The 15,849-nt window shown below is 70.3% G+C and carries 10 protein-coding genes and 1 pseudogene; 8 read left to right on the plus strand and 3 right to left on the minus strand.

The genetic code is table 11. From position 1 onward, the window contains the following. The first annotated feature begins 20 nt into the window (after positions 1–20). Positions 21–1,004, plus strand: a complete 984-nt coding sequence (locus BN159_RS21395; RefSeq protein ID WP_015659089.1) for an endonuclease/exonuclease/phosphatase family protein — start codon at positions 21–23, stop codon at positions 1,002–1,004. Positions 1,005–1,088: 84 nt separating this feature from the next. On the opposite strand, the gene BN159_RS47480 is transcribed toward BN159_RS21395, so the two are convergent. Further along, positions 1,089–1,223 carry a hypothetical protein gene (locus tag BN159_RS47480; protein WP_269450995.1) on the minus strand — a complete coding sequence of 45 codons (135 nt, stop codon included), beginning with the start codon at positions 1,221–1,223 and terminating at the stop codon, positions 1,089–1,091. A gap of 25 nt (positions 1,224–1,248) precedes the next feature. On the opposite strand from BN159_RS47480, the gene BN159_RS21400 reads away from it, so the two are divergent. Then, positions 1,249–2,967: an FUSC family protein gene (locus BN159_RS21400; RefSeq protein WP_231905635.1), complete on the plus strand. Its 1,719-nt coding sequence runs from the start codon at positions 1,249–1,251 to the stop codon at positions 2,965–2,967. Between the two features lie 65 nt (positions 2,968–3,032). Here the strand turns inward: BN159_RS21400 and BN159_RS21405 are convergent. Then, positions 3,033–3,410 (minus strand): annotated as a pseudogene (locus tag BN159_RS21405) (snapalysin family zinc-dependent metalloprotease); the annotation flags it as partial. A 425-nt stretch (positions 3,411–3,835) separates the two neighbouring features. Here BN159_RS21405 and BN159_RS21410 point away from each other — a divergent pair. Beyond that, the gene (locus BN159_RS21410) at positions 3,836–4,903 is read left to right on the plus strand and encodes a LysR family transcriptional regulator (protein ID WP_078598848.1); all 1,068 of its coding nucleotides are present in this window, start codon (positions 3,836–3,838) and stop codon (positions 4,901–4,903) included. Here BN159_RS21410 and BN159_RS21415 read toward each other — a convergent pair. Next, positions 4,843–6,912: a PhoX family protein gene (locus BN159_RS21415; protein ID WP_015659093.1), complete on the minus strand. Its 2,070-nt coding sequence runs from the start codon at positions 6,910–6,912 to the stop codon at positions 4,843–4,845. The genes BN159_RS21410 and BN159_RS21415 overlap by 61 nt on opposite strands. Before the next feature lie 225 nt (positions 6,913–7,137). On the opposite strand from BN159_RS21415, the gene BN159_RS21420 reads away from it, so the two are divergent. The 5 genes from BN159_RS21420 (at position 7,138) to BN159_RS42900 (ending at position 15,840) form a co-directional block, all read left to right on the plus strand. Then, positions 7,138–8,736 carry a VWA domain-containing protein gene (locus BN159_RS21420; RefSeq protein WP_015659094.1) on the plus strand — a complete coding sequence of 533 codons (1,599 nt, stop codon included), beginning with the start codon at positions 7,138–7,140 and terminating at the stop codon, positions 8,734–8,736. 133 nt (positions 8,737–8,869) lie between these two features. Further along, entirely contained in the window at positions 8,870–10,588 is a 1,719-nt protein-coding gene (metG, locus tag BN159_RS21425) for a methionine--tRNA ligase (RefSeq protein WP_015659095.1), read from the plus strand. A gap of 94 nt (positions 10,589–10,682) precedes the next feature. Continuing rightward, the gene (locus tag BN159_RS21430) at positions 10,683–11,048 is read left to right on the plus strand and encodes a PH domain-containing protein (RefSeq protein WP_015659096.1); all 366 of its coding nucleotides are present in this window, start codon (positions 10,683–10,685) and stop codon (positions 11,046–11,048) included. A 118-nt stretch (positions 11,049–11,166) separates the two neighbouring features. Beyond that, a complete protein-coding gene (locus BN159_RS21435; protein WP_015659097.1) occupies positions 11,167–12,675 on the plus strand; it encodes a polysaccharide pyruvyl transferase family protein in 1,509 nt (502 codons plus the stop codon). Between the two features lie 87 nt (positions 12,676–12,762). Beyond that, a complete protein-coding gene (locus BN159_RS42900) occupies positions 12,763–15,840 on the plus strand; it encodes an FG-GAP repeat domain-containing protein (protein ID WP_015659098.1) in 3,078 nt (1,025 codons plus the stop codon). Positions 15,841–15,849 lie beyond the last annotated feature (9 nt).

Consider the following 15,849-nt stretch of genomic DNA (forward strand, 5'->3'; position numbering starts at 1 on the left):
CTTCGGCGGGGAGCTGGAAGTTGGGCACTGCGGTCGAGGAGCGGGTGGAGACCCGGGCGGACGGACGACGGTTCCTGGCCTGGTGCGCGGGGCTTCTGTTCGCCGGGGTGAGCGTCGTGGTGGGCTGCCGGATCGCGGACACCGACGGAATCACGCCCGTACCGCAACTGCTCGCCTTCCTCCCGTGGCTGCTCGCACCCACCGCGCTGGGCCTGGCCTGCGCCCTGCTCGCCCGCTGGTGGACGGGGTTGGTGTGGGGCGTGGTCGCGCTGGGCCTGCTGGCCTGGTTCATCGAGCCGTACGGCAGGGCCGGGAACCCCGAGGGTCCTCCCCTCACCTCCTTCCGGGTGCTGACCTCGAACGTGGAGTTCGGCCAGGGCACGGACGCCCTGATCACCGCCGTACGCCGAGAGAAGCCGGACGTGGTCTTCGTCGCGGAGTGCGAACAGACCTGCGACACCCGCCTGAAGGAGACGCTCGGCGCCGACTATCCCCACCGGGAGGGCGAGGCGGCGACCGGCTCCAAGGGCTCAATGATCCTCAGCCGCTTCCCCCTGCGGGGCACCGACGGCGTCCCCGGCACGATGCGGATGCCGGGCGCGATCGCCGACGTTCGCGGCCATGCGGTACGCGTCCAACTCGCGCACCCGATGCCTCCGATCCCCGGCCAGGTGGACGTCTGGCGCCGCGAACTGGGCGGCCTCCGGGACTTCGCCACGGCGGACGACTCGACGCCCACGATCCTCGCCGGCGACTTCAACGCCTCCCAGGACCACGCGGCCTTCCGCCACATCCTGGACGCGGGCCTGAGCGACGCGGCCCGCCTGGCGGACGCCTCCCGCACCCCGACCTGGCCGTCCCGCACCTCCCCGACCCTGGGCGTCCAGATCGACCACGTCCTGCTGTCGAAGGACTTCTCCGCCCGCCAGGTGCGCTTCCTGGACCTGGCCGAGTCCGACCACCGAGCAGTCCTGGCGGACATCACCCTCCACGAACCGGAGTGACCCACCTGCTCATAATGAGCGCATGTCCCGCGAGTTCCCCGTAGGCCTCACGCCTCCCGATTGGCTGGTTCGGAATCTTCAGGCTCAGGCGGCGCCGGTGAACTGGGCGGCCGTGGGGCGGGCGGCCGTGGGGATGGCGTTGCCGTTGGCGGTGGGGCTGGCGGTCGGGGAGCCGGAGTACGGGGCCCTCGCGTCGATGGGGGCGCTGTCGGGGGTCATCGGGGACACCGCGGACGCGTATCGGATGCGGATCCTCAATATCGCGGTCCCTCAGCTCTTCGGTGCCATCGGGATCGCCCTCGGTTCGCTGGTGTTCGGGCACGGGTGGGTCGCGGTCGCCGTGGTGACCGTGGTCGCACTGGTCTCCGGGATGATCTCGACGATCGGGGCGGTGGCCTCCGTATCGGGCCTGCTGTTGCTGCTGAACGCCGTTGTCGGCGCGGGCCTGCCGATGCCGGGCGAGTGGTGGCTGGCGCCGCTGCTGGTGTCCGGCGGCGGACTCCTGGTACTCCTCCTCGCGCTGCTCGCCTGGCCCCTGCGGGGAGGGGTCCCGGAGCGAGCCGCGGTCGCCGACACCTACCGCACGGTGGCCGATCTGCTGGCCGCGACCGACCGCCCCGAGGCGTACGACGAGGCCCGGCACACCGTCACCCAGTCCCTGAACCAGTCGTACGACCTCATCCTCGCCCGGCGCACCCGCCACCACGGCCGCAGCCCCGAACTGACCCGGCTGCTCGCCCAGTTGAACGCGGTCATCCCGGTCGTGGAGGCCGCCCCCGCCGTCCACCTGAGCGGCAGGCCGCTGCCGCCCGAACTCCCCGAGGGCGTACGGCATCTCGCGCAGGCCGTGGAGACCGGGTACACCGGCCCGATAGGGCTGGACCTCCCGACGCCCACGACCGAGACGACCCGCGCCGTCGACCACGCCCTGCGCCACGCCGCCGACGTGGTCGCCGCCCCCGACGTGGACCCGCGCGGCATCGACGACCGCCTCGGCCGCCCCGCCGCCCTCGGCATCCGCGCCGCACGGGCCGCCCGCAACGTCGCCCTGTCCGCCGCCTCCTGGCGCTACGGCCTGCGCCTGGCCCTGTGCATCGGCGTGGCCCAGGTCCTCGTCTCGATCGTGCCGGTGTCCCGCTCCTACTGGGTCGCGCTGACCATCACCTTCGTCATGAAGCCCGACTTCGGCTCGGTCTTCTCCCGCGCCCTGCTGCGTGCCCTCGGCACGGTCGCCGGTCTGGTCGTGGCGGCCGCGGTGCTGTCGCAGGTGCCGAGGGGCTGGTGGGACGTACCGGTGATGCTGGTGCTGGCCCCGCTGATCCCGGCGCTGACCCCGCGCGGCTACGGCTACCAGACCGCCGCCATCACGCCGGTGATCCTGCTCCTGTCCGACGTACTGAACCACGAGGGCACCGACCTCCTCCTGCCACGCCTCCTGGACTCCCTGATGGGCTGCGGGATCGCCCTGGTCGCCGGGTATCTGCTGTGGCCGGAGAGCTGGCACACGAGGGTCGGCGACCGGCTCGCGGACGCGGTCGCCGACACCGCGCGTTATGTGGAGGGCGCGTTCGGCGCGGAGGCAGTGGACCCCCCGGCCCGCGCCCGGATGCGCCGCCGCCTGTACCGCGACCTGTCCGTCATCCGTACGGAGTTCCAGCGCGCCCTGACCGAACCACCGCCCACCGGCAGCCGGGCCGCCGCTTGGTGGCCCCTGGTCGTGGCGGTGGAACGCATCGTCGACGCGACAACGGCGGCACGGGTCCGGGTCAGACACGGGGCAGCACCGCCGTCCCAGGCGGAGGTCGGTCAAGTGATCCGACAGCTGAGGGAGTTGTCCGACGGCCTGCGCCAGGTGGACGTCCTGTACGCGGTCCGCACCGACCTCACGGGCCCTTCGGGCAGCGTCCTGGAGCCCTTGCGCCAGGAGGTGGCGGCGGCACGGGCCATCGCCTCCCCCCGCTGAGCACTCAGCACACACAAGTGCGGCCGCCCTGTGCAGGAGGGCGGCCGCACTGGTGGGGGGTGGGATCAGCGACCCGACTTCTCCAGGGCCTTGTCCATCGCGGCCGCGAGACCGTTCGCCCACAGCTGGTTCACGCGGGCCCGCTCGTTCGCGTCCGGGTTGGCGTTGCGGCACGACGTGCCCGGGCCGCCGCCCGACATCAGCTCGCTGCACGGGCCCGAGTAGTGGTCGGGCAGACCGAGGACATGACCGGTCTCGTGGGCGGTGACGCGGGTGGAGTCGTACTGCTGGTTCTGCCGGTAGTCGAGGAAGATGTAGCCCCGCCCGTGCCCGTCCGTCGAGGCGTACGAGCCGCGCGAATCGTTGCCCTCGTAGTACCTGAAGTCGGCGTTGGAGCCCTGCTGGAGCCGGATGTTGGCGACCGAGCTGTTCCCTGATCGAGTGATAAGCGGCTCTCCAGCTTGCGTACTCGTAGTCACCGCGAGGTAACGTCTGGGGTGCGTTCCGGGACACCGGTGTGGTGTCAGCGTGCGGGGCCCCGCTCTCACCAGCGGATGGGTTCGGGCCTCTCCGCCGCCTCTGGCCACACTTCACAGGGCCGGATCGCCAGGGACTCCGCCCGCCTGGATCGGATCGTTCGCGTGACGAGCGCCGCCGCCCAGGATGCGAAAGTGGACGACCAGCCCGCCCAAGACCGTTCGGGGCGGCGCCGCCAAGGGGCTCGTGCCCGCTCGGTGCTCAGGAACGGTGAGTCGTCATCGGTGAGTTCCGGCACCTGTGAGCCGGTCGTGAACGACGAAGGGCAACGGGACAGCACCGTTGCCGCAAAGGGCGGCCCCTTCGCCTGTGCCAGCCGCGCAAGTTTCGGCTGCCGCAGGCGAAGGGGCCGCTCCTCGTAGACGAGCCGTCGGTCAGGCACCTCCGCGCGCTGTGCGCGATAGCCGACACCGGCAGTCTGCACCGGGCCGCGCGGCAACTCGGCGTCGCACAGCCGTCGTTGAGCACACAGTTGCGCCGGATCGAGCAGGAGCTGGGCGGCGCGCTGTTCCTGCGGACCCGCACCGGCTGCCGCCCTACCCCGCTGGGCCGCCTGGTACTCAGCCGGGCCCGCCCTTTGGTGGCCGAAATGCGCTCCCTGGTCACCGAGGCCCGCTCGGCCGCCACGGGCGGCCCGCGCCTGAGGGTCGGCTCCACCGCGAGCCGGGCCCTGGCGGGCTGGCTGCGCCGACTGCGCGGCGACGGCCGGGAGCCCACGCTCCGCATGGACGTCTCCGCCAACACCCTGCTGCGCATGGTCGCCGACGGCCAGCTCGACGTCGCCTTCGTGCACGAGGTGGAGGGCACCCCGCTGCACATACCCGGCGAACTGCGCCTACGCGTCCTGATGGAACGCGAACCGCAGTTCGTCTCCCTGCCCGCCGACCATCCGGCCACCGCGAAGACCGAGGTCGAGGTGTACGACCTGGCCGGCGACCGGTGGATGATCGACCCGAGCGTGGACGGCGAGTGGGACGGGGTGCGCCGGATGTTCCGGGACGCCGGGGTCGCCCCGGACGTCCTGCACGGCGACTACCACACGGCCGCGGCCCTGGTCGCGATCGGCGAGGCCGTCACCGTCTGTCAGCCCACCGCCCTGCCCCGCCCCGACATGGCGGTACGCAGACTGCGCGGCGACCCCTTGGGAGTGCGGCTGCTGCTCGCGGCCCGCGCGGACGCCGACCTGAACGGGGCGTTCCCCGCTCTGGAGGAGGCGTACCGGGAGGCGGCGCGGAACGCCCCCGAGTACCGCAAGTGGCTGGAACGCGACGGCGCGGGAGGCCCGCCGGTTCCAGCCACTGCTCAGCCCACTGCGGCTGTCGAGCCCGTTGTCGAGACTCAGACGCCGATGTCGCAGCCGTCCTTGCGCCACACGGCCACGACGGCCGGGCGGACGTAGGTGCCGGGACCGTCGGGCCAGGTGGAGGCCGGGTTGTCGACGTCGGCGCCGTCGATCTCACCCGGGTGCTGCACGGCCACCACCACCCGCCGGTCCTGGACGAGCGGGCCGCAGGTCTCGGCGCCCTTGGGCACGGTCAGGAACTGCTTCAGCTCACCACGCCGGTCACCGCGCGTAGCGACACCGAAGAGGCCGTCGTGCGAACCGAGCTGGGCACCGTCGGTGGAGATCCACAGGTTGCCGTGCGGGTCGAAGGCGACGTTGTCCGGGCAGGAGATGGGGCTGACCTGGTCCTTCGGGAAGCCCGCGAAGTAGGTGGCCGGGTCGTTGGGGTCGCCCGCGACCAGGAACAGGCTCCAGGCGAACTTGGTGCTGTCGGCGCAGTTCCAGCGCTCGGTCAGCTCAAGGACCTGGCCGTGCTTGTTGAGGTTGCGCGGGTTGGCCTCGTCGACGCCGGCGTAGCCGGTCTTGCCGCGGTTGGAGTTGTTGGTGAGGGCGACGTACACCTTGCCGGTGTGCGGGTTGGGCTCGACGTCCTCGGGGCGGTCCATCTTCGTGGCGCCCACCTTGTCACCGGCGAGCCGCGTGAAGACGAACACCTCCTCGGCGCTCATGCCCTCGACGTGGCTGACGGCGCCCTTGGCGGTGGCGGTGGCCAGCGGGATCCACTCACCGGAGCCGTCGAACTCGCCGTCGGCCGGGAGCTTGCCGGTGCCGTCGATCTCGATGGCGGGGGAGTCACCGGTGAGCTTGGCGACGTAGAGGGTGCCCTCGTCGAGCAGCGAGAGGTTGTGCTCACGGGCCGCGCGGGAGGTGCCCTTCATCATCCGCTTGCTGCCGACGAACTTGTAGAAGTAGTCGAACCGCTCGTCGTCACCGGTGTAGACGACCGGACGCCCGTCGCTGGTGAGCCGCACGGTGGCACCCTCGTGCTTGAAGCGACCGAGAGCGGTGTGCTTGCGGGGCGTGGAGTGCGGGTCGTACGGGTCGAGCTCGACGACGTACCCGAACCGATGCACTTCATTGGGCTCCTGAGCGACGTCGAACCGCTTGTCGAAGAGCTCCCACTTGCGCTCGGTGGCGCCGGTGCCGATGCCGTACCGCTTGTCCGTGGCGCGGCTGCTGTTGGCGAAGTACTGGTTGAAGTTCTCCTCGCCGTGCAGCGTGGTGCCCCACGGGGTGGTGCCACCGGCGCAGTTGTTGAGCGTGCCGAGGGCCTTGGTGCCGGAGGGGTCGGCGGAGGTCTTGAGCAGGTCGGACCCGGCGGCGGGCCCGGTGATCCGGAATTCCGTCGTGGCGGTGATACGCCGGTTGAGCGGGTGCCGGGAAACGGGCTTGAGCGCACCCGTCTTCCGCTCGCCCTCCACCACAACCGCGGAAAGGCCGTGCGCGGCCCAGGCAATCTCGACCTGCTCGCGCGTGGGGTTGGCGGCGTCATAGCCACGGAACATCAGAATCTCGTCGGTGTACTCGTGATTGGCGACGAGAATCTGCCGGTTGTACTCACCGGGAAGGGGCAGCAGGGCAAGGAAGTCACAGTTGTACCCGAACTGCTGGGCCTGCGCCTTGGCGGTCTGCTTCTCCGGGTCGAAGGCGGGCGCACCACGCAGAATGGGCTCGCCCCAGCGAATGACGACATTCTGGCCGTAACCGTCGGGCACGGTGACGGCGTCGTTGGTGTTGGGCGCAACGGCGGTGAACCGCAGACCACGGGCACCCTTGCTGCTGGGCTTGTGCTTGGTGGCGTCGGTCGCGGCCTCGGCGGCGGGCGCGGCGGCGACGGAGGCGGCGGTACCGGCGGCGGCAGCGGCGGTCACGACGGCGGCGGCACGCATGACGCTACGGCGGCTCAGGGCGCCGGCGATGATGTCGCCGACGTACGGGTTTGCGGTGGTGTTGGGCACCTCGTGGAAACAGGCGTCACCACACCGGAAACGGCAGGTCATGGCGGAACGGCCACCGGCGTGGGACCCGTCCGACGTTCTGATGAGCGGCAGCGGAATGCGCACTTTGTTCTCCCCTTGCTTCCCCTTGAATCCAGCCAGACGGACGGTAAAGGGACGGCTGTGCGAAAGCGGGGACGCGTGATGAACGAAGGGTGAACTAGAGGTATCGGAAGCCGAGTTGGTCCGACAGGCGATCCCGGCCCAAGATCACGCTCCGGGGCGGCTAACCTTACGTGTCCGTCCTGGCCAGGGATTGACGGGATACAACTCATGCGAAGGGTTGCGCACATGGGCATTCTCACTCTCCTGCGGAACGCATTCGGCCGCTCCCGAAAGGAGCGCACGGCCGAGGCAGAGGGTGCACCCAGCACGCCTTCCCTGGAACAGACGCCGGATCCGACCCCGACGCCCACCCCGGAAACCAGGGTTCCGGACCCCCGCCCGTCAACGGACGACGACGAACACGAACTGGTCTCAGCAGCCTTCGACAACGTCACGGTCCCGAAGCAGCAGGGCTCACCGGAGACGGAGCCGGCCGCAGAGCCGGTTGCGGAGCCGGTTGCGGAGACCAAGCCGGAGCCGGTGGCCGAGCCCGAGCCGGTAGTCGAGCCGGAGCCCGAGCCGGTCGCAGCGGCTGAGCCGGTGGCGGAGCCGGAGCCCGTGGTGGACGCGGTCGTGGAGCCGGTGGCGGATGCCGAGCCGGTCATCGAGCCGGAGCCGGTCGTGGAGCCGGTGGCCGAAACCGAGCCTGTGGTCGAGCCTGAGCCGGAGCCCGTGGCGGAGCCGACGGCAGAAGCCGAGCCGGTCGCGGAGCCCGAGTCGACAGTGGACCCCGAGCCCGTCGTAGAGGCCGAGCCCGAGCCGGTCGCAGCGGCAGAGCCCGTCGTCGAAGCCGAGCCTGAGCCGGTCGTGGAGGCCGAGCCCGTGGCGGAGGTTGAGCCGGAGCCCGTCGTGGAGCCCGAGCCCGTCGTAGAGGCCGAGCCCGAGCCGGTCGCAGCAGCCGAGCCCGTGGCTGAGGTCGCGCCCGAGCCCGTCGTGGAGGTTGTGGCGGAGCCCGTCGTGGAGCCGGTGGTTGCCGCCGTGGAGGAGGAGCCGCAGGCCGGCGAGCCCGCGGCCGCCGACGGCGAGGTCGCCCCACAGGGGCCACCCGCAGTCGACGACGAAAGTGTCACGGGTGGTGCGGGTGGGAACGACTCGGCCGAAGGCGAAGCCGAGGCCGGTCAGCCGGCCACCACACTCGCCGCGCTCAAGACCCGCGCCCCCGGCCTCGCCACCGCGTACAAGGCCGCAACCACCGCCCTCACGCAGCACAACCTCACCGGCACCCGAGCCAAGACCTACCTCGTCCTCGACCGCTCCGCGAGCATGCGCCCGTACTACAAGGACGGCTCCGCCCAGGCCCTCGCCGAGCAGACCCTCGCCCTCGCCGCCCACCTCGACGCCGACGCCACCGTCCACGTCACCTTCTTCTCCACCGAACTGGACGGCACCGGCGAGCTCACCCTCACCGAGCACGAGAACAAGATCGACGAGCTGCACGCCGGCCTCGGCCGCATGGGCCGTACCAGCTACCACGTAGCCGTCGAGGAAGTCATCGCCACCCACCAGAAGACCGCGACCCCCGAAGCCCCCGCCCTCGTGATCTTCCAGACCGACGGCGCCCCGGACGCGAAGACCCCCGCCACCCAGGCCCTCTCCGACGCCGCGAAGAACCACCCCCACATCCACTTCGCCTTCGTCGCCTTCGGCGAGCACGACAACAAGGCCTTCGACTACCTCCGCAAACTGAAGACCGGCAACACGTCGTTCTTCCACGCGGGCCCGACCCCCCGAGAGCTCACCGACACCGAGCTCTACACGGGCGTACTCGCGGACTGGCGCCCGTAAGAAACCGTAGGAAACCGCAAGAAACGCAAACCGGCCGCCCCTTCCCACCCCTTAAAACGGGAAGCGGGCGGCCCACCCATGTCGGCTACGATTTCAAGGTTCGTAAATCGACCGACCCGGGAGCAGCCAAGCCATGGCTCGACACCTCATCACCAGCGCCCTTCCGTACATCAACGGGATCAAGCACCTGGGCAACATGGTGGGGTCCATGCTCCCGGCGGACGTGTACGCGAGGTACCTCCGTCAGCGCGGCCACGACGTCCTGTACATCTGCGCGACGGACGAGCACGGCACCCCCGCCGAACTGGCCGCGAAGGAGCAGGGCCTCCCGGTCGACGAGTTCTGCGCGCAGGCGCACGACGCGCAGAAGGCGGTCTACGACGGCTTCGCCCTGGCCTTCGACTACTTCGGCCGCAGCTCCAGCCCGGAGAACCGCGAGATCACCCAGCACTTCGCCCGCAAGCTCCACGAGAACGGCTTCATCGAAGAGCGCGCCATCCGCCAGGTGTACAGCCCCACCGACGGCCGCTTCCTCCCGGACCGCTACGTCGAGGGCACCTGCCCCCACTGCGGCTACGACAAGGCCCGCGGCGACCAGTGCGAGAACTGCACCCGCGTCCTGGACCCGACCGACCTGATCAACCCCCGCTCGGCGATCTCCGGCTCCACCGACCTGGAGGTCCGCGAGACCAAGCACCTCTTCCTCCTCCAGTCCAAGCTGGAGAACGAGGTCCGCGAATGGGTCGCCCGGCACGACGGCCAGTGGCCGCACCTGGCCTCCTCGATCGCCCACAAGTGGCTCACCGAGGGCCTGCACGACCGCGCGATCACCCGCGACCTCGACTGGGGCGTCCCCGTCCCGGCCGACACATGGCCGGAGCTGGCGGCCGAGGGCAAGGTCTTCTACGTCTGGTTCGACGCCCCGATCGAGTACATCGGCGCGACGAAGGAGTGGGCGGACCAGGACCCGGAGAACCGCGACTGGAAGTCGTGGTGGTACGACGCCGACGACACCGTCCGCTACACCGAGTTCATGGCGAAGGACAACGTCCCGTTCCACACGGTGATGTTCCCGGCCACCGAACTCGGCGTGCGCGAGCCGTGGAAGAAGGTCGACTACGTCAAGGCCTTCAACTGGCTGACGTACTACGGCGGAAAGTTCTCCACGAGCCAGAAGCGCGGTGTCTTCACGGACCAGGCGCTCGCCATCCTCCCGGCCGACTACTGGCGCTACTTCCTGATCGCGAACGCCCCCGAGTCGGACGACTCCTCCTTCACCTGGGAGCACTTCACGGCGACGGTCAACAAGGACCTCGCCGACACCCTCGGCAACTTCGTCAACCGGGTGCTGTCCTTCTCCAAGAAGCGCTTCGGTGAGGAGGTCCCGGCGGGCGGCGAGCCCGGCGAGGCGGAGGCCCGGCTCGGCGAGGAGATCGCCCGGCTGCTCGCCGAGTACGAGGAGCACATGGAGGCCCTCCAGTTCCGTAAGGCCGCGGCCGCCCTGCGCGCGCTGTGGTCCGCGGGCAACTCCTACCTGGAGGAGAAGGCCCCCTGGCTGGAGATCAAGACCGACAAGGACGGCGCGGCCCTCACCCTGCGCACCGCGATGAACCTGATCCACCTGTACGCGGTCGTCTCGGAACCCTTCATCCCGGCGTCCGCTGCGGCGATGCGGCAGGCGTTCGCGCTCGCCGACGACACCGCGACCTGGGTCTCGGCGGACGAGGCGAAGTCCCTGACCTCGGTCCCGGCCGGCACCCCCTTCACCGTTCCGCCGGTGCTGTTCGCCAAGCTCACGGACGAGGACCTGGAAACGTACAAGGAGCGCTTCGGCGGGGAAACAGCGGCGTAACAGCCCTTCTCGGACCCCTCACTCACCAGGTATATCTGGCCAATGATCATGCGGTCGGTCAAGGCCGCACGACGTTCGAGTGGGGGGTCCTCTCATGGCTCTTTTCGGCAACGCGCACCCGATCGACCCGGCGCAGGCGGCGCAGGACTACGCCAAGCTGCTCGGCCAGGGCGAGACGGTGCACACCGCCTACCTGCTGATCCGCGACACCATCCTGTTCACCGACCGCCGGCTGATCCTGGTCGACAAGCAGGGCATCACCGGTAAGAAGACGGAGTACCACTCCATCCCCTACCGCAGCATCACCCACTTCGCCGTGGAGACGGCCGGCACCTTCGACCTCGACGCCGAGCTGAAGATCTGGGTCTCCGGCGCCCAGCTGCCGATCACCAAGACCTTCACCAAGGGCGTGGACATCTACGAGGTCCAGGCGATCCTGACGCAGTACGTCGCACGGTAGTCACCAGCGGTTCGGCGAGCGATGACAACTTCTTCACTATTCATTTACTTCCGTATAGTGTTCGATTTCAACATTCATCGCTCGCCTCGCAGGAGGCGCATCTGCCTCTAGGAACGTCGTGAAGCGCATCCTGATCCGATCCGGGAAGAGTCCTCTCCGGGTCGCCAGTCCCACCGAGTTCATCCACCAGGACCTCATCGGGACGAACACGGGCAACCTGCTCTTCAGCGACTCCGCCCACAAGATGCTGACGACCCCGGACACCGAGGTCACCTCCAACGGCATCCGCACCAACCACTCGGCCGAGCGCGCGGCGGAGATCAACGAGCAGTACGACGTCTTCGTCGTCCCCCTCGCCAACGCCTTCCGCCCCCAGTTCCAGGCCTCCCTGGACCGGCTCTCCAAGCTGATCGAGCAGCTCACCATCCCGGTGGTGGTGTTCGGCGTCGGCGCCCAGGCGACGGACGACTACGCGACCGACATGCTCAAGCCGATGGAAGCGTCCGTGAAGCGCTTCGCACGGGCCGTCCTCGACCGTTCCGCGTCCATCGGCGTCCGCGGCGAACTCACCGCCCGCTACCTCAGGGACCACGGCGTCCCAGACGACCGCATCGACATCATGGGCTGCCCGTCGATGTTCCTGTACGGCGACACCTTCCCCGCGATCCGCGCCACGGAGATCACCGCCGACTCGCGCATCGCCATCAACATGTCGCCGAACGCGCGCCCCGTCGGCCCCATATCCGGCATCGCCGACCACGGCCACGCGCGCTACCCCAACTTCACCTACTACGCGCAGAACACCGTGGACGCGGAGCTGCTGCTGTGGGGCGACACCACGCCCGAGTCCGGTGCCACGGACCCCTTCCCGCAGCTGCTGACCCACGACCTGCTGCGCGAGAACAAGGTGCGCATGCCGCTGGACCCGGCGACCTGGATCGACGAGCTGCGCGCCTACGACTTCGCCTACGGCACCCGGATCCACGGCAACATCGCCGCCCTCCTGGCCGGCACCCCCGCGGTCGTCCTCACCCACGACTCGCGCACCCTGGAGCTGTGCCGGTACTTCGACATCCCGCACCGCCAGCTCTCCGGGCTGACCGCCGACACCGACCCGCGTGACCTGTACGAGGCCGCCGACTTCTCGGCCATGATCAAGGGTCACGGCGAGCGGTTCGAGCGCATCACCGCGTTCCTCACCCGCAACGGCCTGGACAACGCCTACCAGCACGGCGACGGCGGTGCGGCCTTCGACGCCCGGATGGCCGGCCTGGACCTGCCCCCGTCGATGCAGGTCTGGGACGGCACGGAGGACGGGCAGAACCGTTACCGCATGAGCCGCCTGCGCGAGCGCGTCACGCTCTCCGAGTCGAAGCTCACCACCAAGCTCACGGCGGCCACCAAGAAGAACGACGAACTCCGCGGCAAGCTCGCCTCCGCCGAGAAGCGCGCCGCGGCGACGGCCGACCGCCTCGACACGGCGATCAAGCAGCTGGAGGCCACGCGCAAGCAGCTCGCCGCCATGGAGCGCCGCGTCGCGGGCATCGAGAAGCGCGTCCTGGTCCGCCTCGGCCCGGCCCTGCGCCGCCGCAGCCGCAAGCTCTCCGGAACCGCCGACAAGGGCTGAGGCCCGACGCCACGACGGTGATCAACCGCTGGTAGCATCCGGCCACTTGTGCGAGGGCGGGGACCCTCGCGGGGGAGGGAACCTCACGTGGGCAGACACGCCCTGAGACGGGGCGGTCTGGCCGCTGCCGTCTCCTCGCTGGTGGTCGCCGTCGCGGCCACGTCCGTGGTCGTCCTGTCGGACGGCGGCGACACCGCGGAGGCGGCCGAGGCCGCCACCACCCGGATCGCGCTGAGCGATCCGAGCTCCACCGAGCCGCGCGAGGACCGCCCGTTCGTCGCGGGCGAGAGCGGCTACCTGCACCGGGCGGACGGGCTGACCGGGCTGCTGTGGACGGACTACGCGAGCGGTGACACGGTCACCGTCGGGACCGCGGACGGCGTCTACACCCCGGTCAGCAGCTGCACCTACCTCTACTCCGCGTGCCGTACGGCCTGGTACGGGTCGGACAGCGACCTGGTCGCCCTGCCCTCGGCGCTGTCCGCCCCGTCCGTCACTCTCTGGGACCCGGCGACGGCCACCTCCAAGGCCGTGACCTGGAGCGGCTCCAGCGAGGGCTACTACCGGGCCCTGGCCGGGGACACCATCGTCACCAACAACGCCCTGATCGACTTCGTCGACGGCGCCCAGCGCACCCGCCGCGTCACCGGCGAGACCACGAACATCCTGGACAACCAGATCGTCGCCGCGGACTCCAAGGGTGTGCTGTGGGCGCGCAACGGCGGGATCCACTACATCGACGTCGAGTCGGCCGTGAGCACCGAGGCGTTCGCGGGCGACACCGACGACTACGTGATGAGCGCGGACCGCATCGGCTGGTACGACGCCACCACGGGCGAACTGCACCTGAAGTCCCGTACCGACCTCGCCACCCCGGAGCAGGTCGTCACGCTGCCGTATCCCGACGAGATCAACGGCGAGCCGGTCCTCGTCGGCGACTGGGTCCTGCTGCCGTCCGGCCTGGAGGTCGTCGCCCTCTCGCTCACCGACGGCTCCACGCGGACGGTGCTGTCGAACGCCGGCGACTACGTGCTCCCCGCCCCCGGCGACACCGCCCTGGTCACCGGCGGCACCGGCGCCGACGACTGGTGGCTCCAGCGGGTCAGCGAGGCCGCGGACGGCACCCCGGCCCTGGAGAAGCGCTACCAGGTCCCGGCGACGGAGAAGGCCAAGCGGGGCATCGCGCTCAGCCGGGGCAGCCTGCGCGTCGTCGACTCCGGCCGCTACACGACCCTGCGCTCCCTGACGACCGACGGCTCCACCGAGCTGACCGCCGGCGCGGCCGTGGACAGCGCCCAGCTCTCGTCCAAGGCGGTCTGCCCGCAGGCGGGCAGCACCACGTGCATCCCGCTGTGGGGCAACACCGGCAGCGAGCCGGACGACGTCTACCTCAGCACGTTCTACGACGGTGACGAAGGCGGCAGCGGTCTGGAGAACGCCGACCGGATCAACTCCGTCGCGGGCAGCGACCTGGAGTTCGGCACCGGGGGTGGCGCCATCGTCGACGTCTCCGACGACTATGCCGTCTACAACTCCGGATCCACGCAGTACGTCGGCGAGTTCGGCCAGGGCCGGCGGCTGAAGCGGTCGGTCCGCGCCGCCGCCCTCAACGGCCCCACTCTGTGGAGCGCCACCACCACCGCGGGCCAGCTGACCTCGTACAGCCTCACCACGAACAAGACGACCGCGACCGTGACCGTGCCGGGCCTCGGCTGTGTGCCGAGCGAGCTCCAGGCTGCGGGCCGCTGGGTGTACTGGGCCTGCGGGTCGGCCTCGGCGGGCGTGTACGACACCAAGGCCGGTACGTCGAAGGCGGTCGCCCCCGGTGACGTCCTGCTCGGCGACGGCTTCACCGTCCGCCACGACCACAAGGCCGCCACCCTGGTCCTCACCGAGGCGGCCACCGGCACCACCCACGTGATCGCCTCCCACCTGCCCGACAGCGGGGTCGCCGCGGACCGCCGGTACCGCTGGACCGTCGACGAGTACACGGGCCTGGTGGCCTGGTTCGACCTGTACGAGCGCGCCCAGGTCGCCACCACGGGCATCACCCCGTCCGCGCCGACGGCGTTCCGGACGGAGGCCGACTACGACACGGAACCGTCCTCGGCACTGCCCTGGAGGGGCACCTGGCTGCTGTCCCGCCCGGTCACCTCCTGGTCCCTGACCTTCACTTCCGTCCAGAGCGGCGCGAACGGCAAGGCCACCCGCACGGTCACCGGCGGCGCGACCGCGGCCGAGGTGTCGGCGTCCTGGAACGGTACGGCGGACGGGGTCCGCTTCCCCAACGGCTGGACCAAGTGGACCCTCAAGGCCACCGGCCTCGGCAGTTCCACCGCGTCGACGGTCACCAGCGGGGAGCTCTTCCTCCAGCGAGGCACCCCGGTCCGGCACGACTTCACCAGCCCCGACGGCCCCGACGGCCGAGGCGATCTGCTCACCCTCAACTCCTCCGGCGGCCTGACCTGGCACAGCGGCACGGGCACCGGCAAGTTCGGCGAGAAGACCACCGGCACCGGCTGGCCCACCACCATCAAGGCGATCCCCTTCGGCGACCTGAGCGGCGATCGCTGCAACGACGTCCTCGTCCGCTACAGCAGCGGCGCCCTGCGCCTGTACAAGCCGGGCTGTGGTTCGACGGTCAAGCCGTCGACGTCGTACACCACGCTGGCCACCAGCGGCTGGACCCAGTACGACGTGCTGACCTCGCCGGGTGACCTCAGCGGCGACGGCCGCCCGGACCTGCTGGTCCGCAATGCCTCCACCGGCGCCGTCTACCTCTACAAGGGCACCAGCACGGGCAAGCTCTCCGCCCGCGTGAAGCTCTACGACGACTGGAAGACGTACAAGAAGATCGTGGGCGTCGGTGACATCACCGGCGACGGCAAGGCCGACCTGCTCGCCCAGGACAAGGCCAACACCCTCTACCGCTACGACGGCAAGGGCGACGGCACCTTCGCGGCCCGCGTGAAGCTCTTCAGCGACTGGGGCGGTACCTACAACGCGGTCGTGGGCGTCGGCGACATCACCGACGACGGTCGGGCCGACCTCGTCTCCCGCGACACCAGCGGCAACCTCTGGCGCAACAGCGGGGACGGCAAGGGATCGTTCGGCTCGCGCACGAAGATCGCGACCGGTTTCGGCGGCTACAAGCTCCTTTCCTAGACGGGAAGT

Source organism: Streptomyces davaonensis JCM 4913 (genome assembly GCF_000349325.1).
Classification (GTDB): Bacteria; Actinomycetota; Actinomycetes; order Streptomycetales; family Streptomycetaceae; genus Streptomyces; species Streptomyces davaonensis.